The organism is Nonomuraea sp. NPDC000554, assembly GCF_040300065.1.
Classification (GTDB): Bacteria; Actinomycetota; Actinomycetes; order Streptosporangiales; family Streptosporangiaceae; genus Nonomuraea.
Genome location: NZ_JBEPDC010000003.1, coordinates 239,383 through 263,835, shown reverse-complemented (window position 1 = coordinate 263,835; position 24,453 = coordinate 239,383). Strand labels below are relative to the sequence as shown.

The following is a 24,453-nucleotide window of genomic DNA, read 5'->3' as shown; positions in this document are numbered from 1 at the left end:
GGCCGTGCCGCCACGTGACCGAGATCTTCGAACGTCCCAGCCTCGTCCACCGTTGGCTCGACGCCTATGAACCGTCCTGCCCGGGTACACCTCGTCCGTCGACTGGCCGGGCGCCACGTGCTGGCGCGACCTCGCCGACGAAGACCCTGACCGTGCGGGGCCCGCAACGTCGGTCGACGCGACCATCCGCAGGGGTTCGCCCCTGGCCCGCGGCATCTCGACCCTCCTTGGCACCGGCTCCAGATCATCGGAACTCGCGCCAACGGACACACGCCCGCAAGACCTTCACCAGGCACGTCGAAGGGGGCAAAGCGAGGGTTCCGCCGGATCTTCGAAGTCGGCCAGGTCTGGGGCCGCTCTGCCCTTTCCGCGGCGGTCCCCGAACCGGACGAACCGTTCGCCTCGGTCAACGACGCGGCGTCCTTCGAGTGGGACGGGCGAGCACTCGTGAGACGGCTGATGCTCCGGGGAAGCCGTCGAGCATGATCGGGCCCGGGACAAACTGGTGTCACGTGTACGCCGGAAGTCCGCTATTCTTCTGTGTGTCGCCGCAGCGCGGAAGACACGGCAGGTTGCCCGAGTGGCCAAAGGGAGCGGTCTGTAAAACCGTCGGCTCAGCCTACGCAAGTTCGAACCTTGCACCTGCCACCAGCAGTAACAGCAGGTCAGAGGCCCTACGGGGCCTCTTCTGCATTTCAGGGGTGTGCAGCCAGATGCAGCCCTGAGCGGCCGTTTGTCGCTGGTCACGGGATATACACGGGATGGATCACGCCGCGTTTCCCCAGGTAGACGCCCATGATCCGGAATATGCGCGGGATGACGCGGCCCTGCAATGCCGAAAGGCCCCGGGGAAGCCGGAGCCCTTCGAGAAGCGTTGTCCGTGACCTCATGCGGTGAGAACGTCCGTGATCCGCTGGTTGACGATCTCCTCCTGACCGTCGATGCACTTGGCATAGACACGTAGCAGCACATCCACCCCGTGACCGGCACGGGCCGCCACCTCCGGAGCTGGTACGCCGCCATTGAGCCAGAGTGAGACGGCCGCGTGCCGGAGGTCGTACGGTCGCCGGGCGAGCGGTGAGGTGACCTGGGCGGGGCTGAGAGCCAGGGCGCGGGCCTCCTGCCAGACCTCGGTGTAAGCCGTCGAGCCGACGACACCGCCGCGTTCACTACGAAACAGCCGCCCATCGGGGGCGACGCCGAACTCTTCGATGTATTGCCGAAGGATCTTGACCAGTTCTGGAGGGATCGGGATCCGGCGGACGTCATCCTCGCCTCGAGGCTTGAGACCGCGCAGCTCGTGAGCATCCCCTGTGTCGGTCCATCGGCGGTTCACCTCAGGGCGCGAGCCGTCGAGCGTGAGTCGTCCCCAGCCTTCCGTCGGGAGGTGGCAGTCCTGCTCACGGAGACTGACCGCCTCACCGGGCCGGAGTGCGGCGAAGTACATGCAGGCGAACATGGCCATCAGCCGCTGTCCCCGGCCCTTTCCGGCACGCTGGCGCTTGCCGACGTAGGTGAGCGCAACGAGCAGTTCGCGAGCCTGGCCGGGGTTGACCACAACTCGTGGGTCCACTGTTTCGGTGGTCTTCGGGAGCTTCCACTTGATGCGGTGCAGCGGGTTGGAAGGCAGCTCTTCCAGCTCTACCGCGTACTCGAAGACGTGGTGCAGGATGGCACGCTTTCGCTTGATCGTGTTGGCGCCGGCCTTCTTGCCGTCGAGGCGTAGCGTGAGGGCGTCCAGGGCCGGGCGGACGGCCTTGGTCTCGTTGAGGTCATCCATGGTGAGAGAGGCCGCCTCCAGCCAGCGGACGGCCCGCGCAATGTCGGCGGGCATCGCGGGCCGCTTGTCTTCGGGCAGGAGAACGTACTGGCGCAGGGCAAGACGGAGGAGGGCAGCGTCCGGCCGCCCTGCCTTGTTCGTCGTCAGTGCCGGGAGAGCCGTAGCCAGGGCATCGGACATGCTGTCACGGCTCTTGGCAGCCGCGTGTGGCCAGCGCGCCTCGACATACGCCTTCACGAAGTCGAGGACTGTCCGCGCGTCCTTGGCCTTGATCATCGATTGAGGGAGACCCGTCTCCAGGTCGAACGCCTCTCCCCGTCTCGCGGCCTGCCGCAGGTCAGTCAGGAAGCTCTCGCCGAGAGCCTTGGTCTTGTAGGTCTTGGACTTCTGCCGGCCGTCGACCTTCCAGCGCACCTCGTAGGAGGGTGACTTGCTGGACTTGTTCCGCCGGATCTCCCAGAACTTCACGTCGTATGAGGTCGTCATGCTGCACTCCGGAGGGATTCGAGCCAGGCGTCAAGGTCGCTGCGGTAGAAGCGGAGTTCGCCGTTGGGCAGGCGGATGCCCTCTGGTGCCTTGCCGATCTCGCGCCAGCGGTAGAAGGTGCGGCGGGAGACTCCGCCCAGTTCGTCGAGGACCTGGGCGACGGTGAGCAGTTCGTCTCGCCTGCTCATGCCGCCCTCCCCGTCTGCTCAGTTGCCGAAAGATCTTGTCCGTCTGCTTGGGCTTGGAGTTGGGCCATGTGAGCGCGCCAGCGTTGGCGTTCGGCCACCGTGCGCAGGAGGCGGACTGCCAGAGGTGCCACGTTGGCGTCTCCGGCCGGGACGGGCTTCCAGACGTAGCGGTGGGGGTCAGGTGGTGGCTGATCGGTCTGTCCGAGGGCTTCCAGGACCCAGGTGCGGCGGTCCTGCTTGTGCTCGGCGAGAGTCTTGTTGGACCACTTGCGGGAGACGAGGACGCGGCGTCCTGCGTAGCCGAGGTGGTCGGGCTTGTGGGCCTTGCCCCGGCACTGGCCGGGAGCCATCCCGGGTTTGGCGCCCTTGGGCTGGATGCCGTAGCGCAGCCAGTTTGCGCAGGTGGGTGAGCAGGGTTCCCAGCGCAGGGCCTCAGCCAGCCGTCCGGCATGCTGGCGTTGCGCGGGGTCGTCGGGGTCGAGGCTGTCACCGAGGGATTTGGTCAGGTACTTGGACAGATACCGGATGCACTGGTCGGCGTCCGGAGTACCTGCCAGCACGCCTTGGACATCGACCTGGGCGCCGAAGCGCAGCACGTGCAGGGGTTCGGCCGCCTGGTCGGTGTCGAGCTGGTCAAGCGCCTCGTCCCAGGTCGGCAGGACCTCTCCCGTAGCCGGGTTGAGGTAGCCGACGCCCTCTTCCCAGACCGGCAGATGGTCACCGTCGAAGACGACGCGGTCGGTCGAGGGCCACCACACTTGGTGGTAGGTGGCCGCCGCGATCTGCTTGACCTCCGCGCGCGGGAGGGTGCCCCGGATGGCCATGTGCAGGTGCGGGGCGAGTCGCTTCTGAGGCTCTACCGTGGCGAAGTACTGCACGTCGTAGCCCGCCACGCGGCGCAGGTTCTGCACGAACCGATCCACCAGCTTGGAGAAGTGCAGCGCATCCCGAGCCGCCGCCGCGTAGTCGTAGGTCTCTGGATCGACGGGCACCCCATCACGGATCTTGCCGTAGGACGGCAGGGTGAGCGTGACGAACAGGGAGGGCCGGTAGACGTTGCCGTCCGAGCTGGTGAAGGTCCGGCCCAGCGTGGTGGCCGTCATCTTGCGCTTGGGCAGGTCGGGGGCGTCCTGCCGCCGCCGGGTGGAGCGGTTGCGCTTGGGGACGGTCCGGCCGAGCACGTTGCCGCGCATGCTCGCCTCGTTGATCTCGGCGTCGACGCCCTCGATGGCGGCGTCCCAGTCGGAGGTGTCCTCGCCGAGGGCGGCGGCTTGGTCACGATGGGCTTGGAGGTCGGCGCGGAACTCGATCAGCCAGCGTTGTTCGTCGGTGGGTTCGTCCGGTGTGACGGTGGGTTCGTGGTCGAGGTGCCAGCCCTCCCGGCACTGCGCCATGCGGAGCTGCCGGTTGCGCTTGGCACACGGCGGACACTTGGCTTCCAGAGTGGCCCCGCACGGGACATCGACGATCTCCCAGGCTCCGGTGTGGGTGTCGAGCCGCTTGAGCGGGACGGGCCGGATGCACACGCCGTACTGCTTGGCGACCTCTTCGGCCACCTCACGAGCCAGGGGCATGGCCTGCCGCACGGCCCGGGGCAGGGAGCGATGGGTCATGCAGTCCTCCCGTCGTCGGCGTCGGTGACGATGAGCGCGCGCTGGCCGCATTCGCGGCACTCGACCAGAGCGCGGGCCGGGTCGAGCCACAGCGCGTTCAGGGTGCGGCAGAACGAGCAGCGCAGCCCGTCGAGGAAGTAGGCCGGCGTCATCGGCTCTCACCTCCGGTGAAGGTGGCGACCATGGCGCGGATGTCGGCGTCGGAGACGTAGGCGGCCCGGACCCGGATCGGGTCGGGTGAGGTCTCCAGCCGGACGTAGCCGATGCCCGCGCCCAGCTCGGGGTTCGGGGAGATCCGATCGGCCAGCGCTCCCCGGTCGCGTGCACCGTCGCCGAGCACCATGTCCACCTGCTCGGACTCGTCCAGCCGGAGGGCGATCTTGTCGGGGAACAGGTTGCGGATGTTCATGACCTCCTTGCGGGGGTCCTGGAGTGCCGCCATGACCCCGACTCCGACCGCGCGTCCCTGAGTGGTGAGCGTGGCCAGCGCGGCGGAGACGCGCCGCCGGAGGTCCTTGTCGGCCTGGTAGGCGGTCAGGAACGCGACCTCATCGACGATCACCAGGCTGAACGGATCCTCGACGGTGGGCGTGTGGGAGCGTTGGACGCCGCCGAAGCGGGCGGCCCGCTCCTGCATGACCTTGACAGCCTGTTCGAGCAGGTCGGCGCACTCTTCCGGCGTGGCCGCGTACCGGGAGCCGAACAGGGCGCGGCCGAAGGACAGTTCCATGAGCTTGGGGTCCAGCGCCCAGAGCTCGACCAGTCCCGCCCGCACGGCCGGGATGAGGGCGCGGATGGTGGACCAGATGATCGAGCCCTTGCCCGCTCCGGTGGCACCGGCCACCAGGACGTGCGTGCCGTGGATCTTCAGCAGCCACGGCCTGCCGTCCTCCTGGATGCCGATCTCGACGGGTCCCACGGTCGGCTCTGGTGGGATCGGGATCGCTGGCAACGGCGTGGCCAAGGGGTCGCGTCGGGGAAAGGTCAGGGCGAGCCGACCGGCTTTGACGATGGAGACGCGGCAGGAGGGCGCGCCGAAACCGTGCGCTAGGTGGTCGATGCGGTCGGACCAGTCCTTGACCGCTTGCCCATCGAGCATGCGCACGGTGACGGTGTCCGCCCACGGGTTGCAGGTGACCTTGCCGAGGCGGGGCAGGTAGTCACGGCCGCGCAGGTGTCGGCCGAGCCCGGAGACGATCATGACGGGTTGCCAGTGACGGCGGTAGATGAAGATGAGCCGCCACCAGGCCAGCAACCGCCAGCCAACCAGCTGGGCGAACGAGGTGCGATCGACGATGGCCCAGGTGATGAGCCCTGCCGGGACGGGCGAGACGAGGAGCAGCGCGGTCTGCCAGCCGTACAGCCAGCACAGCACGGACGGCACCGCAAGGACCACGATGGCGATGGGGTGCCGCCAGATCAGCCGCACCAACCCCGCGAGCATGCGCCAGGCGAAGATGACGACCGTGACGATGGCCGGGGTCTTGACGACGGCCGGGCGGAAGACGACGGCCGTGTCGGGGGTGGTGGAGACGAGATTGCGCGCCTCGTCACCAGGAAGCCTGCGGAACATAAGCTTGATGCCTCTCGTGATGTGGAGTCGTGGGAGAACCGAGGGGCCGCCGGAAGTTACCGCTTCTGGCGGCCCCGCCTTGCCTGGTCAGGCCGCCGTGTCGGTGGCGGGCTTGTCGGCGGCTGACTGGTCGATGTGCAGGCGCTCGCAGTCAGCCAGGTAGCGAGCGGCGGCGTTGAAGATCTCGCGGGCGGTGGCCAGATCGGCATCGGTGACCGCTCCGGCGCCGGTGGTGGAGATGCGCACGTGGGCCTCTTGCGAGGTGAATTCCAGGAACGGGCGCGGGTTACTGAACAGCAGCCCGGAGCTGACTCGCAGCCTGGGCGTGTAGAACGAAACGCCCAGATGCGGGGCCTCGTCCGGCCCCATCGACAGCGTGACGTAGGTGTACGGGCCGAGATTGCTCACGCTGCCGCCCTCCCCTGAGGAGCCGGTTCACGGCCACCATTCAGGGTGAGCAAGGAACGCTCGACCGAGCGGGCGTAGCGGGCGGCCTCGTGGGCGAGCTGGTGCGCGAACGTCAGATCGTCAGCGGTGATCGGTCCCTGCGTGGTGACCAGGACGCAGACGGCTCCGAAGTCGAGCGCCAGCACGGGCTCACGGTGGCCGTAGGGGCGGAGCAGGGTCCGGGCGGTCCGGCCAGTGGTCAGCCGGATCACGCTGGTTCGAGGGGTACGGCGACGGGTCATCAGGCGGCGTCCTTTCCAGCCTTGTTCGGGGCGCTCTGGCGGGGAGCGTGCATCTCGTGAACCTTGATCGAGTAGGCGAGACGGCCGGCGGCGTTGACGTACGGCGTGACCGACATGCCGTCGAACTCGACCGGTGTGAACGGCAGTCCCGGCATCGGCTGCGGCGGTACCGGCTGGACCGGCGCGAGGATCTTGACCGCCACCGTCTTCTGGGCGGGCTTGAGGGTCGGGTCACCGTCCATGACCGCGACCTGCCAGATCAGCTCTCCGGTCTGCTTGTCGCGGGCCTGCACGAACCGGCCGTTGGACGAGGCGTCGAAGTCCTTGACGGGCTCGACCTCGCCGACGACGTAACAGCCGTGTGGGAACACCATGGCGAAGGTGACAGGGATGGGACCTTGCAGAGCCATAACGGCTCCTCTCTTGGATGTCAGACACTTGACCTATCAAGTGATGCTCTGAGAGTACGGCTGGAAAACTTGGTAGGTCAAGTGCCTAGGGGCGAGTGACGGCGATCTAACCAGCCGGATAGGTCGCGATGTCATGTTGTGTCGCGGTTGGTGCCGAACGCTGCTGGGCTATCCGAGGCGGCAGGGGAACAATCCGGATCATGAAATCGGGTCCGCCGGGCAAGGATGCTGCCTGGCCATGGCTGCTGTTCCTCTTATGGATCCTGGGCACACCCCTCTTGGGAGTGCTGTGGTTCAGCTACGGCTTTGCCCTGATCGGAGGGGAGTCGAGAAACAGGCAGCTCTCGCAGATCTGCGGAAACGCCATGCTGATCGTCGGTTTCGGCGCGCCCATGCTGGGGCTCCTGCTCGCCCTCGTCTCCAGGCGGCGCAGTGCCGCCATTGTGTTCGGCGTGGCCCTGCTCGCGGTGGCCGCTCTCTGGGTGTGGTTGGTGCTGCGCAAGTAGCTGGAAGGGCCGGTCAGCTGATGGGGTAGGCGTCTTCCAGTTCGTGACGGTCTGCCGGAAGTAGTACCTCGACCACGACCAAGGGCCGGCCGGAGGCATCGCGAACGGCGCCGAAGACCGCTAGGAGCGGGACGTTCTTGGGCACGCCGAGTTGCTTGGCCTCTTGAGCGGTGGGCATGCGGGCGGTGATCTGCTCCACGATGTGATCGAAGCGGACCCCCTTGCGAGACTGGAGATGCTGCCGGATGCCCTGAGGCAACGGCTCTCCGCTCGTCAGGTCGGTGCCCTCTGACAGTTCCAGGGGCAGCCATAGTGAGACCAGTTCGCTCGGCTCGCCATCGCGGACGATCAGGCGTCGGCGCAGGAACGCCTTGCTCTTGGGCTGTGCATCCAGCAACGCCGCCACCCGGTTGGGCATCGCAACGGCGCCGGCCTCGACCAGCTCGCCGGGGGCGTTGGTTTCCGGGTTGGTCAGGTACGCCTGCCCGGGACGGTTGGGCTCCACCGCTGCCATCGCGGGACGACCGCGCACGAAACGGCCCTTGCCCTGCTGAGACTCGATCCACCCCTGTTCACGCAGCACCCGAAGCGCCGCCACGACGGTGGGCCGGGAGACGCCGAACTCCTGGATGAGCTGGTGCTCGCTGGGGAGAAGGGAGCCGGGCGGGTAGGTTCCCGCCTCGATACGCCGTTGAAGCTGCTGCACAAGCTGCGCATACTTCGGCGGCACGGACTCTAGCGACATTCTGACCGTCCAACACCCGACAGGTTGTTTTACCAAGTTTGAGCGTAACGTGGCTCGGGCCGTCTGTCCACGTTGGTTCAGGTACGAGAGCCGTCCACGAGACGCCCGGGCAGGCCGGATCAGCCAGCAGGCGGGGGGTAGCCCCTTCGGGATGAAGCTGCCACAGCCTGCCGGGACGAGGAGACGCGACGAGGCAGAGGAATGCATACCCGACCCCCTCCGGCCGAGGCGCTGTCAGTGCCTCGCCGCGCCCGTCTCAGCGACCCTTGACGTACTCGGCCAGGATCGAGGCCGCACCCTGCGGATCGCTGGTCGGGTGTCGCTTGTTCGCGTCCTGCCAGGAGTAGTACGCGCCGCCACGCCCGACGAGCACCGACACCGGCAGCCCCGGATGGGGCCGAGCCACCATGAGTGCGCTGTTGTTGTCGCGCAGTTCAGCATTCACACCGAGAGTGGCGAGCTCATCACGCAGCCGCACGAGCATACGCTCCACAGCCCACCGCATGACATCTGCCGCCAGCTCGGCCGCGATCGGATTCATCTTCCGCTCCCTTCGGCCCGGCCGCTTCCGAGGCAGTCGAGACACTCCTGCTCCCCAATCCGTTCAGCCTCCTCCCCGTCGTTGCCGATCAGGAGGGCGCGGCGTGAGCCCTTCAGCTTGCAACCGCGCCCTCGACACGCAGGGCAGAGCCTTGCCTCGCTGTTCTCGTCTGGCCGGGTCACCGTCGCCATCTCCTTGCGAGTCGTTCGGTACTTCCTGTGGCGGAAGTCCGCTTGACGTACCGTGGTTGATTGATGGCAAGTCCACCGGCAAAGCAGAATGAGGGGACCCGCTAAGAGGCCCCCCTCTTAACCCCCTTTTCGATCCCTCATCGGAAAGCAGGCCAGGTATGCCCGAGGCAACGCCCAACATGCGACTTCGGAACTGGCGACAGCAGGCCGATTTGACCCGCGCCGAAATGGCGAAAATGGTCAACCTCACCAAAAGCGGGGTTAAGTACACCCTCGCCTGCGATGAGGAACGCATACGCCGCTGGGAGGCGGGCGAGGTCACATGGCCGCGCGAGCCGTACCGACTGGCGTTGAGCGAGCTCACCCACCTGGACCCGGAAGACCTGGGCTTCGTCCCCACCAAGCGTGCCCGCCCGCACGCGGATTCCCTCAAAGCGGTTGATATCCTTGCAAATGCACCACGCGCTGTGAATCTCCTCGAAAGAGGAGAGGACGAGAACGTGCGACGCCGCGAATTCGTCGGCCTCACGGGGGCCGCCCTGTTCAGCGCAGTGATCGGACAACCAGCCCCCGCCCAGGACATCGGCCTCGATATCGAGAATCTCGCCGCCGCACTCGTCGATTACTCCACTCCCACGGGCGGACCGATCGACCTCGACGCACTTGCCGCCGCAGTAGCCACCGCCAAGCGCAACTACCAGGCGTGTCGGTACGCCCAGGTGACCGCCAAACTGCCGGCTCTGCTCGGCAAGCTCCGCGCCGCCAGCACCACGCTGCACGGCGACGATCAGCTACGAGCCCACATGCTGTGCGCCGAGGCATACCACGTGACCGCCTCCATCCTGCTCAAACAGGAGGACAAGGGACTCGCATGGCTCGCAGCAGACCGCAGCGTCCAAGCCGCGCACGCCAGCCAGAGCCCCCTCATGATCGGCTCAAGCTCCCGCATCATCACCCACGCCCTGATGGACGGCGGGCACCACCGCGCCGCCACCGACGCCGCACGCAGCGCAGCCCAACGCATGGACGCCGACCTCACCAACCCTTCCCCCGACGACCTGTCGATCTACGGGTCCCTGCTACTACGCGGAGCCGTCGCCGCCGCCAACACCGGCCACCGGCACAACACCATCGAACTACTCGACGAAGCCGCCGAAGCAGGCACACGACTCGGCCACGACGGCAACCACATGTGGACCGCGTTCGGCCCCAACAACGTCCTGTGCCACCGGGCCAACGTCGCCCTCCGCTTCGGAGACGCCGGCACCGCCATCGACTACGCCCGCCAGGTCGAACTGGACAAGCTAGCGATCAACGAACGCAAGGCCACGCTCCTGCTCGACACCTCCCGCGCGTTCCTCATGTGGAACCAGCACGACAAGGCGCTGCACATCCTGCGCGCCGCAGGTGAACTCGCCCCCGAGGAAATCACCGGCCGCCCCGCAGCTCTCCGGCTGGTACGTGACATCCTGGCAACCGCCCCGATCAGCGTCCGCCGCGAAGCCCGCGAGTACGCGGCATCCCTGGGAGTCATCGCGTGACCCAACCCGGCAAGGTCCTCTACATCATCGTCTGCGCCGCAGGACCCGCCCACGACGTCGGCCGCCTCGTCAAACTGGCCCAAGACCAAGGCTGGACCGTCCAGATCATCGCCACCCCGCCAGCTCTCGACTTCATCGACATCCCCGAGCTGGAGAAGCAGGCAGGTCGACCCGTCCGCAGTCAGTACCGCAAACCCGACGAGCCCAAATCGCCCCGCGCCGACGCCATCATTGTCGCCCCAGCTACCTACAACACGATCAACAAGTTCGCCCAAGGCATCGCCGACACCTACGCCCTAGGAGTTCTCTCCGAAGCCCCAGGCCTGGGTATCCCGGTTGTCATCTTGCCGTTCGTCAACAGCGCCCTCGCCTCACGCACACCATTCCGCCGCAGCGTCGAGGACCTACGCGCCGATGGCGTGCGCGTCCTGTTCGGCCCAGGCCAATTTGAGCCGCACCCTCCGAGTTCGGGAGGCGACCGCATCGACGTCTACCCCTGGAAGCGCGCACTCACAGAACTTGCCGAATTGATCTCATAGGTATCAAGCGGCGGCGCGGCGCGCCGCCATACCCCGGCCCTCCGCCCGCCCGCCGTCCGGGCGTGCGGCCTGGGGGCCGGTCCCGGACGGCGGCGGGACACCGGGCCGGCCGCCGCACACCTGCCGCGCCGTGCCGACCGAACGCACCGCTCAGAGTTGCCACGCCGCCGCACAGATGCAGCCCTTACGATCGCCCCAGCATGGCTGGCCATCGTAGATCGCTGAGGGCGATCGAAGATCCAGGGTTCGTTCCTCACCCTGGCTCACCGGAAAACGTGGCCGATCGCCGTGCTGGTGGGAGTACGACCATAGGTCGCAAGGAGTCTTCGGCCGGGGCGTCGGCAGCGGGCGAAGGTGCACGGGGGGCGTGCGCGTCGTGCGAGAGAACAGCCGCTTGAGCGCTGTGCCATGAGCGGGCATTAGGGACTGCCTCTGAGATCTTGTTGTCGACATGTTGAGTGGGTTAGGGGCTGAGCAGTCATGATCTTGCTGATGAGGAGTGGCGCGGTTGCATGCTTTGCGGCTGCTCCCGCGTGCCGCGGTGTGGGGGTGACGGGGTAGAACCGATGGCGTGCGCTCCTTGGTCGACCGCGTGATCCCGCTCAGGAGTCTGATGTCGGGCTTGGGTGTCAGGTGTCGCGGAGATCGCCTGCTCCGTCTTGCTCGGTTAGGAAATAAACGGAGTGGGAGACAACCTGCCGCGCGGATGTGGGTAGGTCGTCCGGCCCGTAGTAGTCGTTCAGCTGGCGCAAGAACTCTCCTTCCGTAGAGGCCGCGCCGATGATCGGATCGCCATCGATCGCCGTCTCCCACACCAACATTTCTCTCAAGCCCGGGCCGTCGAGTTCTTCTGAAATGGCTTCTTGTGAGACGTTCATCAACCGGGACTCGTGTTCACGGCGGCAGTCACGGGGCAACAGCCAGCGCTGCCACCAGGTCCGAAGGTGATTGGCCGCGGAATCGGCGAAATCCTCAGCCGCGTCTTCGGCCGACTGATCGTAGTTCGGGTAGCTTGGCCGATTCACTCGGACCAGCAATTTGTGCTGACATTCTTCGGCGCACGTGTACCGATATAACCGAAACTGCGTGAGCTGGATACCCATGGTCTGATCGTAGTGGGTGTCTTCGAACCCGGATTTCGAAGGCCACGCGAGTCCCGCTCCGCGGCACATCGTGTCGATGATATCTAAGGAAGTGTTTTGGAAGACTTCCCGAGGTGACAGTCCCCTGGCTGTACAGCCGCGAGTACAGCCTAGGGGGCGAACACCGGCGGAATTCGGCGAACGTCCACGGACACCATACGTGCAGGTCAGAGCCTCAGGCCTTCATCGAATCGTCTTCTTTGAATCCGCAGGTTCCGGGGATTATCGTGCCAGGCTCTGCCTCGCGGGATGTACGCGGGATGATCTTCCCTGGTAGCGGGCAAGCGAGAGCCATACTCGGAGGTCAGGGGCCTGATCTAGCCGCGAACGTCGGCCCGCTGTAAAACCGTCGGCTCAGCCTACGCAAGTTCGAACCTTGCACCTGCCACACCAGCAGAAAGAGGCCCGTCACCAGCGGAAACGCGGTGACGGGCCTCTCTCGTTGTGTCCGGCCGTCCATGGTCAGCAACGGCTTCCTACGGCCATCCACGGCAAATACGCGGCCAAGTTTTACAAGGCTCAGACACGTGCCAGATGTGCCGCCTGGCCCCGCGTTCCTGCAGGGGAGCGCGTGTGCCTTCTGAACGCGCGTCACATGGACGCGGGGCCGCCCGCAGGCGCAGGGAGCGCACGTCCGTCACCTCCACGTGCGGACGTTTCGAGACCATCCCACGCGTGCGCGGGGAGCACCTGCCGCGCGGGTACGTCAGCGCGGTCATCTGGGGACCATCCCTGCGTACGCGGGGAGCACGGCACCACCGCGCCGTCCGACGCCTCCAGGGCGGGACCATCCCCGCGTGCGCGGGGAGCACGGCTTCGTCACCGATTTCGGGGACCTCGCGCCGGGACCATCCCCGCGTGCGCGGGGAGCACGCTTGCTGAGCTGCGACGCCATCGACGGTCGGCGGCGAAATCGAGCACTTTCATCGAGTCGGCGTCCGAGGCTCTGCAGATGGCGTGGTCGTGCGGCCGTCCCACCGGGCCGTGTCCGCGGGGGCAGCGCGGGCCGCCCAGGCGCTGGTAGCGCTGCGTGGCGGCCCGGGGCTGTCGAGGGCCTCAGCGAACATGGCCTATCCCAAAGAGAGTTGAGTCAGGAAGGAATGCAAACGGGCCGTGTCGTCTTCGATGACCTCGAGAATATCTTTCGCCGCATCAGATTCGCCATGCAATAGTTCTCTATATATTACCCATATTCCTTCGCGAGCTCTCTTCTGGCACTCCTCGCCGAGAGCTGGATGGCTCTCAGCCTCGTCCGGATGAGGCGTGCCCGTGACGAGTTGGTAAAGAAGATCGAGAGCGCCAATTCGTGCCGGTCTAGCAATTTCGTCCAACAGGCCAGCCATGAGAACCGACACTAGGGGCGGGGCCGCACTATAAAGCTGCCCCTGTACTACTGCGCGATTCTCGAGCTGCCAGTAATAGTGTTCTACCTTGTGGGCGTCTGATGATGAAAGCATCCCTTTGACTGCTTGCGGAATCCCCTCCGCAAATCCTCCGCAAACGGTAAGGGAACGCCAGTCATGCCTCTCGACTTCTATGCTATGAAGGGATCTGTCTGTCATTTCGACCATCTACCATCTGGATCGAAGGTGTTATCCTTGGGAAACTGCTTTCTGGAGTACTTCTCCTGACATTTTACACACGTAGGGATCCGTTTCCACTCGAGTTCTCCGGTTTCCTTGTTTCTGCGCCATCCGTAGGCGTTTGTGAAGTTCTCGGCACCTTGCCGAGCTACATCATCCTCTGCGCAGCCGGTAGGGTTCTTGGAGCAGCCAGCGTAAACGTTGCCATTCCTGTCCCTTCCGCCGATATAAGTTGCATGCTTCCTTCTTCGCTCACGCCCGAGCGTGTCGCGTGCTAAATCGGCAGCCGCCTTCTTCGTCCCAGCCTTAAGCCCGCTGCTTATCACCGCACGTAGTGCGGCCCTTGCGATGCCTCCGATACCGGTTACTGAACTCACGATGGTCGATACATCGTCGTTCTCTTCGACAGTTCCTCTACCGCAGTCGCGATATCGCCTGCAAAGCTCTTCATTGCGGGCGCGTTGTTCTCGCATCCCGAAACGCTTCTCGGCGTCTCTTTTGTCGCGTATTTGTGCGTCTCGGGCTTGGTCGCGAGCCCTCTGCCTCTTCATCTTCCGATCTTGAGCAGCGACAGCCTTCTTGTGCTTGTGCTCTAGCTTGACCTCCCATTTCTTCTTTTTCGCTCCGCTGGCTTTGTGTGTCCTGGAGAACGTTCTGTCGGATTGGGCGTTGCCGGTGTCGACGCGGCGGCCGTCGGGGTCGGATAGGTCGATGGGGTTGTTGGCGGCGTAGGAGTAGGCGTTGGCCCATTCAGGGGTGCGTAGGTCGAGTTCGGGGTCGGTGGAGATGAACTTGGCGATGGTGGGGTCGTAGTAGCGGGCGTCGAGGTAGGTGAGGCTGGTGGAGGCGTCTTCGATCTTGCCGAGGAAGCCTCGGTCGGTGAAGGGCAGGTCGTCTCCGCCGCGGCGTTGGCCGAAGGGCAGATGGCGTTCGCGGTTGACGGTGCCGGTGGTGTCGTTGATGGCGAGTTGGGTGCTGCCGTGTTGGCCGGCGAGCATCCAGGTGACGCCGGTGGCGTCGCGCATGGCGACCAGGGACCCGTCCGATGCGCTGTAGTAGCGCTTGCCTGCGACCTGGCCGCTTGCCAGACGCAGTTCGATCGAGCCGAGGTAGAGGGTGGTGCTGCCGTCGGGGTCGCGGCGGATCAGGCGCTGGCCGTCGGCGTCGTAGACCATGGAGGTTTGCTTGCCGTCTACGGTGGCCTGGGTGAGTTGGCCGAGCTGGTCCCAGTCGAAGGTGGCCTGCTTGCCGGCGACGGTGCGGGCGGAGAGCTGTCCGGCGTTGTCGTAGGCGTAGGTGTCGGTGCCGCTGGGGCGGGTGATTGAGGTGACGGCGTTGGGCCGGACAGCGGTGGGGCCGGCGGCGGGGTAGGTGTAGGTGGCGGTCTGACCGTTGTCGGTCAGGCTGGTGATGTTGCCGACCTTGTCGTAGCCGTAGGCCTGGTTGTAGGGGTCGATGCCCTTGCTGTCGCCGGAGCCGGTGCAGGAGCTCGCCGTGGTGGTGTAGGCGGTCTTCAACCGGAGCAGGCCGTCGTAGGTGAAGCATTCGGACTGGCCGTCGGTGGTGCCGGGGATGGCCGAGGCGGCGTCCAGGACGCGGGTGATGTTGCCGGAGATGTTGTAGCTGTAGCGGTCGTCCTGGACGGTGTCCGGGGTCGAGGTGTCGGCCTTGTTCTGGGTGAAGACCCTCGACAGCCAGTCGGTGGTGGCGTCACGTTCGAGGACGCGCTTGATCTGGCCGTTTTCGCCGAGCGAGCGGGTGGCGAGCTTGCCGGTGGGGGTGAAGGTGGTGTCCTTGACGTAGGTGAACCCGCCGCCCAGGTCGGAGCTCAGCGCCTTGGCGAAGCCGAGGTCGGTGTAGGAGTAGGTGAGCTTCTCCGTGGCCAGTCCGCCGGCGTCGGGGAGGGCCTGCTCGCGCAGGTTGCCGGCCGCGTCGAAGGTGGAGGTGAAGGCGTAGTCGCGGCCGAGGGCGCCTTCACTGGCGGGGATGGTGACCTTGGTGGAGGTCGGCCGGTAGTCGCTGTCGTAGGCGGTCACCGACTGCGTGTAAGCCTGTCCGCCTGCGTAGCGGGTGGCGGCGCTGAGCTCACCCTTGGCGACGGTGTCATAGCCCCACTCGGCCAGCTTGGTGCCGGTGTTCGGCTCTCCGGCCCATTGGATGGTGCGGCGACCGAGGTCGTCGTAGGTGTTGGAGATCTTCTGGTTCTTGCCGTCGATACTCCAGGCGAGCCTGCCAGCCAGGTCGTAACCGTAGGAGGAGTTCCCCGCGTCGGGGTCGGTTGCGGCAGTGCGGCGGTCCTGCCAGTCGAAGGTGTAGGTGCGGACGTTGCCGTTGGCGTCCGTCATCTTCGTGAGGTTGCCGCTCAGGTCGTAGCCGTAGCTGGAGTCTTGGTGCGTGCTGGCGTCGGACCACTCTTCGACCTTGACGGTGCGGTCGAAGACGTCGGTGACGGTGGCGGTCTTGCCACCGACCGGCGGGGTGACCTCGGTGCGGTCGGCTCCGGGGTAGGCGGTGCTGGTGCGGCGCAGCTCGGTGTCGAGATGGTAGGCGATCGACGCGACCGGGCGTTCCTGGTCGTCGTAGACGGTCTTGGTCCACTGCGGCAGGCTGGTCAGCGCCGGGTTGAGCAGGCCACTTCCGGGCTGATCGCTGTTGTGCACCGGCTCCGACACTGCGGCGGTGAGGCCGCGGGCGTCGTAGGTGGTGGCTGTGACGATCCGCCCGCTCAATGGCGAGTCGGTCTGAGCTTCGCGGGTCCGTCCGAGGCCGTCGTCGTAGCTGTGCGCGGTCGTCCACTTGGCGCCTGTGCCGGTGCCGGTCAGGAGCTGCTTGACGGTGGTCTTGACGGGTGCGGTGGGCTGGCCGAGCCATCCGTCGAAGGGAATGGTGTAGGCGGCGGTGGCGCTGGGGGTGCCGCCGCTGCGGGGCTGGCCTGGCTTCCACAGGGCGGTGGTGCGGCCGAGCGCGTCGTAGTCGATCTCGGTGGTCTTGCCGTTCGGGTCGGTTACCGCGATCGCTTCGCCCAGGACGTGGGACAGGCGGGCGGTGACGGTGTGGCCGAGCGGGTTGGTCGTGGTCACGCCGGTGGTGGGCCAGCCGACGGCCGGGGTGTAGGTGGTGGAGGCGGTCTTGCCGAGCGGGTCTACGCTCGTGAGCTGCCTGCCGTACTCGTCGAAGGTCGCCTTGACGGTGGAGATGGTGCTGGCGTCGGCGTAGGAGCGGACCTCGGTGGGGTTGCCGTCGCTCGGCTTGTTCGTCGCCGGGTCGGTGCCCAGGTCGTACAGGTTGATCGTCTTGCCGATCAGCGTGCCGGCCGCGCAGTCGTCCCCGGACCGCTCCTCGATCACGGAGGGGAAGTCGAGTAACCACTGGCCTGGGTCGGTGTTGCGGGCGTAGCTGGTGGTGGTGCACTTGTTGTCGGTGGTGACGCCGTCCTGGCCGTAGTCGTTGACCTTGATCGGCAGGCCGTCGGCGTTGTAGGTGGTCTTCTCGTCGGTGTAGCGCCAGCAACGTCGACAACTTCTACGACGACAACACCGCGGAACTGATCTGGACCGCCAAAGAGAACGGGATCAGCGGCAAGGCACTGTGCTGGGAGTCACCAGACGAAACCGACGGCGACACCACCACAAACGACAAGTCGCAGTCGGAGCTGGTGCTGAGCGCGGGCAGCCGATCGGCGCAGATCGTCAAGGACCGCACCTACGAGCGGTTTCAACTCCTCCAAGAACGCCCCGGCGGGCATGGCCACGCAGGGGAGCACTGCGCTCGCCTGTGGAGGGCGAAGCATCTCGCTGATGTCTCCCTGCGTGCCCGGTGCACGGCGGCTTCCGCTCATCCCCGACCATGACCAGCATGAGTTGATCGTCCACGACCGGCGCCAGTTGGCCTTCGCCAAGCGCGGCATGAAGGATCCAGTCACCCTGCTCACCGTCACCTTCGACGGCCGGCTGGAAGTCACCGATCCCGATGCGCTCAGGCGCACCCTCACCCGCGGGCTCGGCCGGGCGAAGTCCTACGGATGCGGCTTGATGACCCTGGCCGAGGCGTGAGCTGTGGCCACCGTCGGCCAGCGCGGCATGTCCTCGCCGCGCGAGCTCACCCGCATGGGAGACCGTATCTCGTTCATCTACCTGGAACGATGCATCCTGCACCGCGAAGACAACGCCATCACGGCCGAGGATGCTGAGGGAGTCACCCACATTGCCGCCGCCACGATCGGAACCCTGCTGCTCGGCCCCGGCACCCGCGTCACCCACCAGGCGATGAGCCTGCTGGGGGACAGCGGAGCAGGCGTGGTGTGGGTCGGTGAGCAGGGGGTGCGCTTCTACTCTGGCGGGAGGTCACTCAACCGCTCCTCTTCGCTCGTCGAAGCGCAGGCGACCAGGTGGGCCAACCGCCGCACCCGGCTTGACGTTGCACGCGAGATGTATCGCATGCGCTTCCCGAACGAGAACCCCGACGGCCTCACCCGGCACGAACTTCTCGGCAGGGAAGGACGCAGGGTCAAGGAGTGCTACCGCCGGGAAGCAGAACGAGTCGGGCTTCCCTGGAACGGCAGAATCTACGTTCCCGGCGACTTCAACGCAGGTGACCCCGTCAACCAAGCGGTCACCGCAGCCGCGCAATGCATGTACGGCATCGCCCAGACCACCGTCACCGCGCTGGGCTGTGCGCCTGGTCTCGGTTTCATCCACTCCGGGCACGAACTGGCATTCGTCCTCGACATTGCCGACCTCTACAAGACGGGGGTCGCCATCCCGATCGCCTTCGACGTGGCGGCGCAAGACCCCGAAGACGTTGGGTCGCGTACACGCAGAGCGATCCGCGACCACGTCAACAAGACCCGCTTGCTCAGACGATGCGTGGACGATATCAAGCACCTGATCCTGCTGGATGAGGCCAAGAGTGATGTCATGGAAGACGACACCGACCGCGTCACGCTGCAGAGCGACCATGGCATCGAAGTGGAGTCCGGCCGCAACCACGCCGACGACGACTTCGACGAGGTTTCCTGGTGACCGTCATCGTCCTCACCCGCTGCCCTGTAGGGCTACGCGGGTTCCTGACTCGCTGGTTGCTGGAGATCTCTCCTGGCGTCTTCATCGGCGGTCCGTCGGCCCGCATCCGAGAGGCCCTCTGGCTAGAAGTCCAGAAGTACGCCGACACAGGACGGGCGCTGCTCGCCTACACCACTGACAACGAGCAAGGCTTCACCTTCGAAACTCATGACCACAAATGGCACCCCATTGATCATGAGGGCCTCATACTGCTACGTCGTCCTAAAGATCCGCCCGTACCGTCCGCAGCCGCCGCACCCCGCAATTGGAGCAAGGCGGCAAAGCGCCGCAAGTACGGACAGCGCTAACGAGTCGTTGCCCAGCCATTCACACACCCACAGTCGCGAGATGACAGAACTTTGACGATGTCGCAAATGTCCGAATCTCTGAAAGTGCTCGATTTCCGCTCCCTCGCTGGCTAATCATGCAGGTCAGCGAGTGTGCTCCCCGCGCACGCGGGGATGGTCCCGGTGGTGGCGGTGACTGCTCGGGCCTGGTGTGGTGCTCCCCGCGCACGCGGGGATGGTCCCTCGCGAAGCTGTTCGGTTGCACCATCGAAGAGGTGCTCCCCGCGCACGCGGGGATGGTCCCTCGCGAAGCTGTTCGGTTGCACCATCGAAGAGGTGCTCCCCGCGCACGCGGGGATGGTCCCGTCTACGACTGGAAGGAACCCAAGGGTGGCCGGTGCTCCCGGCGCACGCGGGGATGGTCCGTAGTCCGCGCCGAACACTGCGCCCTCCCTCAGGTGCTCCCCGCGCACGCGGGGATGGTCCCGCCAGGGCGCCGGCACCGACCGCGAGCACGGGGTGCTCCCCGCGCACGCGGGGATGGTCCCGGATCCGGAACATCGCCCTGGCCATCGGCGCGGTGCTCCCCGCGCACGCGGGGATGGTCCCACTCAGAGCAAAGATCAAGGAGCTAGAGCAATGTGCTCCCCGCGCACGCGGGGATGGTCCCACCAGCCACATGACCTCCGAGGGGCTCAGGGAGTGCTCCCCGCGCACGCGGGGCTGGTCCCGCCGGGCACCAAAGTCGAGATGCTCCAAGCCGGTGCTCCCCGTGCACGCGGGGATGGTCCCGATCGCCCCGAGAAAGATCCCGGCGCCGAACCGTGCTCCCCGCGCACGCGGGGATGGTCCCAGGCGGGTGCTCGGCTCGGAGAGCAGGCCGACGTGCTCCCCGCGCACGCGGGGATGGTCCCACCTCACGACTCTGGGCAAGGACGCGGCGGAAGTGCTCCCCGCGCACGCGGGGATGGTCCCCCCGATTTCGCCGCCCAGACCTCGGGCGCGACGTGCTCCCTGCGCACGCGGGGATGGTCCCAGCACGTAAACGTGGCGCCCGCCCGAGGGAGAGTGCTCCCCGCGCATGCGGGGATGGTCCCGCGCAGGCCGATACCGCCGCGCGAGTCCATGAGTGCTCCCCGCGCACGCGGGGATGGTCCCGTCCGGGAGTGGGCTCCCACGTGGGGCGAGTAGTGCTCCCCGCGCGCGGGGGATGGCCCTCCACGATCGCCAGTTACGGCGTTCTCTCCGGAGACGATCTTGCTCGCCATTGCAACGGCCAGCTTGGTCGGCCGTGCTCACCGCACGCGTGATCATGCGGGCAAGGCGGGTGCTGATGTGCCTCTTCTGGAAGGTGTTCAGACAGGAGCACGGCCAATACGCGGCCAATTCTAGACTCCGATCCGCGTTTTGCCAGGTCAGAGCGTTATTGCGACGGGTCTGTAAAACCGTCGGCTCAGCCTACGCAAGTTCGAACCTTGCACCTGCCACCAGCAGTAAGTGCAGCTCAGAGGCCCTTCGGGGCCTCTTCTGCGTTTCTGGGGTACGCAGCCAGATGCCATCGAGAGCGACCGTTTGTCGGTGGCCCACCAATATACGTGCAATGGTTTTGACGGCGTTTCCGCTGGTCGGGGTGTCGATTTGGGGACTTGGGTAGCGCACTTGACTGGGATCAGATCGGTGCGCGCGACCTGCCCGGCTGTCCCACCTGTCTGGGCCGAGGGTCGGTTATCCACCTCGGGGACTCCAGGCCCGCGCGTACGCTCGTCCGCGCGCCCTGTCCCACCTGCTCCGGTACTTCGGCATAGATCGGTGTGGCCTGACCGATGATTTTTCCGCGCCGTGCTGGTCTGTACGCCGAGTACCGACTCACAGGAGGCTGACGCCATGCGGAAACTGACCTTCAGCATGAACCTGAGCCTGGACGGCTACATCGCCGCACCCGGCGACGACCTCGGCTGGAGCGTGCCGAGCGACGAGCTGTTCCAGTGGTGGTCCGACCGGTTGGGCGCGACGGGCCTGGCGCTGTACGGGCGCAAACTGTGGGAGACGATGAGCTCCCACTGGCCGACCGCCGACCAGCAGCCTGGCGCCACACCGGCGGAGATCGAGTACGCACGCCGCTGGCGAGACATGCCGAAGGTGGTGTTCTCCTCGACGACCAGCACGGTCGACTGGAATACCCGCCTGGTCACCGGCGACGCGGTCACCGAGATCACCCGGCTCAAGGCCGAGGACGGTGGCCCCATGGACATCGGCGGCGCCACACTCGCCGCAGCGGCCATGCGGGCCGGGCTGATCGACGAGTACGTGCTGGTCACCGCACCGGTCTTGCTGGGCAGCGGCACGCCGTTCTTTACGGCCCTGGACAACTGGGTGAACCTGACCCTGATGGAGACCCGGACGTTCCCCGGCGGCGTACTCCTGACCAGGTACGAGACCAGGCGCTGAGTACCCAACCTCGGATCGGCCCGTGCTTCGGGCCACCCAAGGAAGGGGCGCACGGTACAGCCGAGAAGTACAGCAACCGGCGGGATCGTCAGCGAACTCCGGCGAACGGTGACGATCCCGCAACCGTGAGCCGTTCGAATGATCGCTCGATTGCCGAGGTCTGGGGGTCACGGGGCCGCAGGTCCAACCCGGCCAGTGCGAGCGAGTCATGGAACGGCGAAGGGCCCCGGCTGGTGTCCGGAGCCCTGTGGGTTGGCTGCGTATCACGCCGCCAGTGCGTCGCCGATCCGCTTGTTGGCGATCTCTTGGTGGCCGTCGATGCACTTGGCGTAGACCCTCAGGAGGACATCGACGCTGTGGCCCGCTCGTTCGGCCACATCCGGAGCTGAGACGCCTGCGTTGAGCCAGAGCGATACGGTCGCGTGCCGAAGATCATATGGGCGTTTGGCGAGTGGAGAGGCGATCTGGGCGGGTGTGAAGGCCAGGAGGCGAGCGTCCTGCCAGACCTCGGTGTAAGCGGTGGATGCCACGACGCCGCCTCGTTCGCTGGAGAAGATGCGGCCGTCCTTGGCGGTTCCGTACTCGGCGATGTGCTCGCGGAGGATCTTGACGAGTTCGGGCGGGATGGGCACCGGCCGGACGTCCTGTCTGCCCCGGTGCTTGAGGCCGCGTTCCTCGTGGGCGTCTCCGCTGTCGGTCCACTGGGTGTTGACCTCCGGGCGGGATACGTCGATGGTGAACAGTCCCCAGCCTGAGGCGGGTGGGTGGCAGTCCTGGATGCGGAGGCCGACCGCTTCGGCCGGGCGTAGGGCGGCGTAGTACATGCAGGCGAAGCCTTGCACCTGCCACACCAGCAGAAAGAGGCCCTTCGCCAGAAGAATCGCGGTGAGGGGCCTCTCTCGTTGATCGCCCGTGAGTGTCCGCGATTCCCCCTGTTTCCCCGTGGCATCTGGCACGGATCTGGCACAGCGATCACGGGTTGTGCCCGGTGCGGACGCACGCACTCCTCCCGCCGGATCTTCCCGTCGCCGTCGTCCCACCCGCCAGGGGAGCGGGCCAAGAGCCGGAGGTGAAGGTGGAGCTCCCCGCTGGAAGAACGACCTTCGCCTCCGGCTCTTGGTCTGCTCGGCTTGTCCTGGGCGACGGCGACGGGAAGAGCCGGCCCTACCCAGCCACTTACTACGTGCTGTCTTTCAGAACCATCTCGGAGCCGGAGGCCCCCGCCGGAGGCCCTTGTGACAGGACCATGCTTGTGGATCAGATCTTCGTCACCAGTGGATTGGCGAAAATACCGTAGGCAAGGACAGAAACCTCCGGCTGTTGAGATTCTGCTTGCAAAACGGTCTGATCTTCAAGGACAACGGCCTCGACCTGCGCTGAGGACGGTCCGCGAGTGACCGTGATTGACCGCTGCTGACCGCCCTTAATGGCACGCTAATGGCACAGGTCTTCTCTTGAGCACGCCTACCGGGATCACCCGCGCATATCCCGTGGTTTGCGATAATGGACGCGTGAGTCGCTCACGGGCCCGACGTACCAAACGAGAGCACTGGCCTGGATCGTGCACTCGCTGTGGTCGTCGGCAAGCCTACTCGGATCGCTACGATGCTGCCTTGTGCCCGTGGTGTGACGAATGGCGTGAGGGCGCTTGCTGGGACGATGAGTGTTCGTATTGCCGTGACCGGCCAGAGCGTCCCAGCATGGCCAGAGAACTGGCCCCTGATGAGCCGGCCCTGCGCAAAGCAGCTCGGCTATCGGCCCGACGGTCTCACAGGCTACAAGAACCCTAGTTTGGAAGATTCCGGCTCATGGTCCCCTGACGTGCTCCGGCCCTGGTCAGATGCCGTGCAGCCCTGCCCGCGAGTCCCCGCTACTCCCCTTGATCACCGTCCCATCGGGCACGCAACGGGCACACGCGCCCACTGGCGACGGTTTTACAGCGCGTGACCGTTACGAACGGCAAAGGGCCTTTCACCTGCACCGCAGCCATGTCTCGTTGTCTCAAGTCTCATGATCATTGGACGTATATTGCACGGCGGCCTTTGAGGCAGACGCCGAGGGCTCGAACTGGACCTTGAGAGAGACCGTAGCCACCGATCCAGCAGTAGATCATCTGATCTTCCTTCTGTGCCCGCTGAGCAAGATCGAGCAGCTCTGTAAGGACCTCCAGGAGGAACCCATTAGCGGGCGGGAAGTCGGCGAACTCTTCGATCTGTTCCCAGCCCTCAGCGAACTGTCCCAACCTGCTGTCCGAGATGCCGGCGAGCGTGTCGCGCACGTCTACTGAGAGCTCTTCGATCCCCGCCCGTCCTTGTAGGGAGAGTCCTCCGGAAGAGCCTCCCACTCCTCGATCGTCGCCGGAGCACCCTCGGGCGGCCGCGTGCGCGGGGAGCACTACAGCCTGCCTGCCAACCCGACCAACAATCAGGAACCATCCCCGCGTGCGTGGGGACGACAGCTCCGGTACGACGACGCCGATGGCCAGCTGCGGTTCACCCCCGCAGGCAGCGGACCGGTGTCCGGGTCCCACAGGTGAACCAGATCGGCTGTCCGGTCGCCCGCGTTGTCGCCGGCGTCGTCGGGATTCAGCAGCGCCTGGATGTCCGTGACGATCTGTGGCATGAGCTTGAGTGCCCGGAATTCCTCCCGCAATCGTCTGCGTGCCTCTCGCTTGGGATCTTGCGAACTGTGCAGCGGAAAGGTCATCGGAATGGTAATCCGGGCCTTGTATAGGTCGGCGACGTCGTAGACGGAATGAGGGAGTGCTCGTAGCGCGTGGAGCTGGTGCGGGCGGCGCAGGATGGGGGAGACGGTGCGTTCGGGTACGCCGGTGAGTTGGGCGATGAAGGCCGGTCCTCGTCGCTCTGCTCGGCGGCAGGGCAGTACCTGTGCTTCGACGGTGGCGGGGGTGCGGTTGGCTATCCGGTGTGGCCGGCAGGGGCGATCGTGCAGGCCGGCCCAGCCGTGCTCGTCGTAGCGGCGTATCCAGCGGTGGGCGCATTGCCGGGAGAGGCCCAGTTCTTTGGCGACGTGAGCGACGGGCCGTCCGTCGATGCGGACACGTCGGACGAGCAGGATGCGCCCGTGAACGGTCAGCCGGGCGTTAACGCGTGACACGAAGACCTCCGTGA

The 24,453-nt window shown here is 66.1% G+C and carries 21 protein-coding genes, 1 tRNA gene, 2 pseudogenes and 1 CRISPR repeat array; of the genes and pseudogenes, 8 read left to right on the top strand and 16 right to left on the bottom strand.

From position 1 onward, the window contains the following. Positions 1-566 precede the first annotated feature (566 nt). Positions 567-651, top strand: a tRNA-Tyr gene (locus ABT294_RS07665). A 235-nt stretch (positions 652-886) separates the two neighbouring features. Here the strand turns inward: ABT294_RS07665 and ABT294_RS07660 are convergent. The 8 genes from ABT294_RS07660 to ABT294_RS07625 form a co-directional block, all read right to left on the bottom strand. Beyond that, positions 887-2,194, bottom strand: coding sequence for a tyrosine-type recombinase/integrase (locus ABT294_RS07660; protein WP_350804276.1), 1,308 nt, complete (start codon positions 2,192-2,194; stop codon positions 887-889). A 68-nt stretch (positions 2,195-2,262) separates the two neighbouring features. Continuing rightward, positions 2,263-2,454, bottom strand: coding sequence for a helix-turn-helix transcriptional regulator (locus tag ABT294_RS07655; RefSeq protein WP_350804275.1), 192 nt, complete (start codon positions 2,452-2,454; stop codon positions 2,263-2,265). Then, the gene (locus ABT294_RS07650) at positions 2,451-4,067 is read right to left on the bottom strand and encodes a replication initiator (RefSeq protein ID WP_350804274.1); all 1,617 of its coding nucleotides are present in this window, start codon (positions 4,065-4,067) and stop codon (positions 2,451-2,453) included. The genes ABT294_RS07655 and ABT294_RS07650 overlap by 4 nt, the downstream gene beginning before the upstream one ends. Beyond that, positions 4,064-4,219 carry a hypothetical protein gene (locus ABT294_RS07645; protein ID WP_350804273.1) on the bottom strand — a complete coding sequence of 52 codons (156 nt, stop codon included), beginning with the start codon at positions 4,217-4,219 and terminating at the stop codon, positions 4,064-4,066. Before ABT294_RS07645 ends, ABT294_RS07650 begins: the two co-directional genes overlap by 4 nt. Further along, positions 4,216-5,640, bottom strand: coding sequence for an FtsK/SpoIIIE domain-containing protein (locus tag ABT294_RS07640; protein ID WP_350804272.1), 1,425 nt, complete (start codon positions 5,638-5,640; stop codon positions 4,216-4,218). Before ABT294_RS07640 ends, ABT294_RS07645 begins: the two co-directional genes overlap by 4 nt. Before the next feature lie 87 nt (positions 5,641-5,727). Next, positions 5,728-6,048: a hypothetical protein gene (locus ABT294_RS07635; RefSeq protein ID WP_350804271.1), complete on the bottom strand. Its 321-nt coding sequence runs from the start codon at positions 6,046-6,048 to the stop codon at positions 5,728-5,730. Continuing rightward, the gene (locus tag ABT294_RS07630; RefSeq protein WP_350804270.1) at positions 6,045-6,329 is read right to left on the bottom strand and encodes a hypothetical protein; all 285 of its coding nucleotides are present in this window, start codon (positions 6,327-6,329) and stop codon (positions 6,045-6,047) included. The genes ABT294_RS07635 and ABT294_RS07630 overlap by 4 nt, the downstream gene beginning before the upstream one ends. After that, a complete protein-coding gene (locus ABT294_RS07625) occupies positions 6,329-6,739 on the bottom strand; it encodes a plasmid replication, integration and excision activator (protein WP_350804269.1) in 411 nt (136 codons plus the stop codon). The genes ABT294_RS07630 and ABT294_RS07625 overlap by 1 nt, the downstream gene beginning before the upstream one ends. Before the next feature lie 200 nt (positions 6,740-6,939). Between ABT294_RS07625 and ABT294_RS07620 the strand changes: the two genes are divergently transcribed. After that, positions 6,940-7,245 carry a hypothetical protein gene (locus ABT294_RS07620; RefSeq protein ID WP_350804268.1) on the top strand — a complete coding sequence of 102 codons (306 nt, stop codon included), beginning with the start codon at positions 6,940-6,942 and terminating at the stop codon, positions 7,243-7,245. Between the two features lie 13 nt (positions 7,246-7,258). Here ABT294_RS07620 and ABT294_RS07615 read toward each other — a convergent pair whose 3' ends face one another. After that, positions 7,259-7,951: a GntR family transcriptional regulator gene (locus ABT294_RS07615; RefSeq protein ID WP_350804267.1), complete on the bottom strand. Its 693-nt coding sequence runs from the start codon at positions 7,949-7,951 to the stop codon at positions 7,259-7,261. A gap of 295 nt (positions 7,952-8,246) precedes the next feature. Next, positions 8,247-8,531, bottom strand: a complete 285-nt coding sequence (locus ABT294_RS07610; RefSeq protein WP_350804266.1) for a hypothetical protein — start codon at positions 8,529-8,531, stop codon at positions 8,247-8,249. Positions 8,532-8,880: 349 nt separating this feature from the next. On the opposite strand from ABT294_RS07610, the gene ABT294_RS07605 reads away from it, so the two are divergent. Together ABT294_RS07605 and ABT294_RS07600 are read left to right on the top strand one after the other, a co-directional pair. Beyond that, positions 8,881-10,263, top strand: a complete 1,383-nt coding sequence (locus ABT294_RS07605) for a helix-turn-helix transcriptional regulator (RefSeq protein WP_350804265.1) — start codon at positions 8,881-8,883, stop codon at positions 10,261-10,263. Continuing rightward, a complete protein-coding gene (locus ABT294_RS07600; RefSeq protein ID WP_350804264.1) occupies positions 10,260-10,802 on the top strand; it encodes a flavoprotein in 543 nt (180 codons plus the stop codon). The genes ABT294_RS07605 and ABT294_RS07600 overlap by 4 nt, the downstream gene beginning before the upstream one ends. Positions 10,803-11,431: 629 nt before the next feature. On the opposite strand, the gene ABT294_RS07595 is transcribed toward ABT294_RS07600, so the two are convergent. The 3 genes from ABT294_RS07595 to ABT294_RS07585 form a co-directional block, all read right to left on the bottom strand. Further along, the gene (locus tag ABT294_RS07595) at positions 11,432-11,905 is read right to left on the bottom strand and encodes a hypothetical protein (protein ID WP_350804263.1); all 474 of its coding nucleotides are present in this window, start codon (positions 11,903-11,905) and stop codon (positions 11,432-11,434) included. A 1,109-nt stretch (positions 11,906-13,014) separates the two neighbouring features. Beyond that, positions 13,015-13,287: a hypothetical protein gene (locus tag ABT294_RS07590; RefSeq protein ID WP_350804262.1), complete on the bottom strand. Its 273-nt coding sequence runs from the start codon at positions 13,285-13,287 to the stop codon at positions 13,015-13,017. A gap of 215 nt (positions 13,288-13,502) precedes the next feature. Next, positions 13,503-16,874: an RHS repeat-associated core domain-containing protein gene (locus tag ABT294_RS07585; protein ID WP_350804261.1), complete on the bottom strand. Its 3,372-nt coding sequence runs from the start codon at positions 16,872-16,874 to the stop codon at positions 13,503-13,505. A gap of 486 nt (positions 16,875-17,360) precedes the next feature. Here ABT294_RS07585 and cas6e point away from each other — a divergent pair. From cas6e to ABT294_RS07565, 4 genes and pseudogenes are all read left to right on the top strand, one after another. Beyond that, positions 17,361-17,579: pseudogene (gene cas6e / locus ABT294_RS07580) on the top strand (type I-E CRISPR-associated protein Cas6/Cse3/CasE); the annotation flags it as partial. Positions 17,580-17,582: 3 nt separating this feature from the next. Continuing rightward, the gene (gene cas1e / locus ABT294_RS07575) at positions 17,583-18,548 is read left to right on the top strand and encodes a type I-E CRISPR-associated endonuclease Cas1e (protein WP_350804260.1); all 966 of its coding nucleotides are present in this window, start codon (positions 17,583-17,585) and stop codon (positions 18,546-18,548) included. Continuing rightward, a complete protein-coding gene (gene cas2e / locus ABT294_RS07570; protein WP_350804259.1) occupies positions 18,545-18,895 on the top strand; it encodes a type I-E CRISPR-associated endoribonuclease Cas2e in 351 nt (116 codons plus the stop codon). Before cas1e ends, cas2e begins: the two co-directional genes overlap by 4 nt. Before the next feature lie 132 nt (positions 18,896-19,027). After that, positions 19,028-20,032: direct repeats of the CRISPR family, unit length 29 nt; unit sequence GTGCTCCCCGCGCACGCGGGGATGGTCCC. A gap of 726 nt (positions 20,033-20,758) precedes the next feature. Next, positions 20,759-21,322 (top strand): dihydrofolate reductase family protein, encoded by a 564-nt coding sequence (locus ABT294_RS07565; protein WP_350804258.1) that lies wholly within the window; start codon positions 20,759-20,761, stop codon positions 21,320-21,322. A 263-nt stretch (positions 21,323-21,585) separates the two neighbouring features. Here ABT294_RS07565 and ABT294_RS07560 read toward each other — a convergent pair whose 3' ends face one another. The 3 genes and pseudogenes from ABT294_RS07560 to ABT294_RS07550 all read right to left on the bottom strand — a co-directional run. Further along, positions 21,586-22,173: a tyrosine-type recombinase/integrase gene (locus ABT294_RS07560; RefSeq protein ID WP_350804257.1), complete on the bottom strand. Its 588-nt coding sequence runs from the start codon at positions 22,171-22,173 to the stop codon at positions 21,586-21,588. A 1,163-nt stretch (positions 22,174-23,336) separates the two neighbouring features. Continuing rightward, positions 23,337-23,600 (bottom strand): hypothetical protein, encoded by a 264-nt coding sequence (locus ABT294_RS07555; protein WP_350804256.1) that lies wholly within the window; start codon positions 23,598-23,600, stop codon positions 23,337-23,339. 512 nt (positions 23,601-24,112) lie between these two features. Then, positions 24,113-24,439 (bottom strand): annotated as a pseudogene (locus ABT294_RS07550) (helix-turn-helix domain-containing protein); the annotation flags it as partial. Positions 24,440-24,453 lie beyond the last annotated feature (14 nt).

What these genes read in the sequence shown, in the direction of transcription:
- ABT294_RS07620 (WP_350804268.1), top strand. Translation starts at nt 6,940, where the DNA reads ATGAAATCGGGTCCGCCGGGCAAGGATGCTGCCTGGCCATGGCTGCTG.
- ABT294_RS07630 (WP_350804270.1), bottom strand. Translation starts at nt 6,329, where the DNA reads ATGACCCGTCGCCGTACCCCTCGAACCAGCGTGATCCGGCTGACCACT.
- ABT294_RS07640 (WP_350804272.1), bottom strand. Translation starts at nt 5,640, where the DNA reads ATGTTCCGCAGGCTTCCTGGTGACGAGGCGCGCAATCTCGTCTCCACC.
- ABT294_RS07625 (WP_350804269.1), bottom strand. Translation starts at nt 6,739, where the DNA reads ATGGCTCTGCAAGGTCCCATCCCTGTCACCTTCGCCATGGTGTTCCCA.
- ABT294_RS07655 (WP_350804275.1), bottom strand. Translation starts at nt 2,454, where the DNA reads ATGAGCAGGCGAGACGAACTGCTCACCGTCGCCCAGGTCCTCGACGAA.
- ABT294_RS07645 (WP_350804273.1), bottom strand. Translation starts at nt 4,219, where the DNA reads ATGACGCCGGCCTACTTCCTCGACGGGCTGCGCTGCTCGTTCTGCCGC.
- ABT294_RS07650 (WP_350804274.1), bottom strand. Translation starts at nt 4,067, where the DNA reads ATGACCCATCGCTCCCTGCCCCGGGCCGTGCGGCAGGCCATGCCCCTG.
- ABT294_RS07605 (WP_350804265.1), top strand. Translation starts at nt 8,881, where the DNA reads ATGCCCGAGGCAACGCCCAACATGCGACTTCGGAACTGGCGACAGCAG.
- ABT294_RS07565 (WP_350804258.1), top strand. Translation starts at nt 20,759, where the DNA reads ATGCGGAAACTGACCTTCAGCATGAACCTGAGCCTGGACGGCTACATC.
- ABT294_RS07595 (WP_350804263.1), bottom strand. Translation starts at nt 11,905, where the DNA reads ATGGGTATCCAGCTCACGCAGTTTCGGTTATATCGGTACACGTGCGCC.
- ABT294_RS07590 (WP_350804262.1), bottom strand. Translation starts at nt 13,287, where the DNA reads ATGGCTGGCCTGTTGGACGAAATTGCTAGACCGGCACGAATTGGCGCT.
- ABT294_RS07610 (WP_350804266.1), bottom strand. Translation starts at nt 8,531, where the DNA reads ATGAATCCGATCGCGGCCGAGCTGGCGGCAGATGTCATGCGGTGGGCT.